The following is a 332-nucleotide window of genomic DNA, read 5'->3' as shown; positions in this document are numbered from 1 at the left end:
AATTGATAGAACGAAGAAAAATGATGATAAAGAAACTGGTGAAGGAAATCCAACGACACCGCCAACAGGTGGGGGAGAAAATCCAACAACACCGCCAACAGGTAATGGAGAAAACCCAACACCACCAACAGAAGAAGGTAATAATGGTAATGAACCAAAACAAGATGGAAACAATACTGGATCTGGACAAACTACAACAGATGATCAAAATACAAAAGAAACAACAACTGTAAGTGAAAATAAAGAAGCTGAAAAAGATGAACGTGATTTACCGAAAACAGGTGCAAGTATTGCTTCTACAATTGGAGCGGGTCTTGCGTTTGTTGGAGCGG

1 protein-coding gene is annotated in these 332 nt (G+C 39.8%); it reads left to right on the top strand.

Annotated elements, in window-relative coordinates; all coding sequences use genetic code 11:
* Nucleotides 1-332 (top strand): hypothetical protein (locus ACTJK5_RS23115; protein ID WP_440613333.1); only part of this gene is annotated, 332 nt, incomplete at both ends.

Origin of the sequence: Agrobacterium sp. 22094, from assembly GCF_052046015.1 — a bacterium.
In the GTDB taxonomy this organism is placed as follows: domain Bacteria; phylum Pseudomonadota; class Alphaproteobacteria; order Rhizobiales; family Rhizobiaceae; genus Agrobacterium; species Agrobacterium cavarae.
Note: the sequence above shows the minus strand (reverse complement) of the source record. Positions and strands in the feature narration are given on the sequence as shown.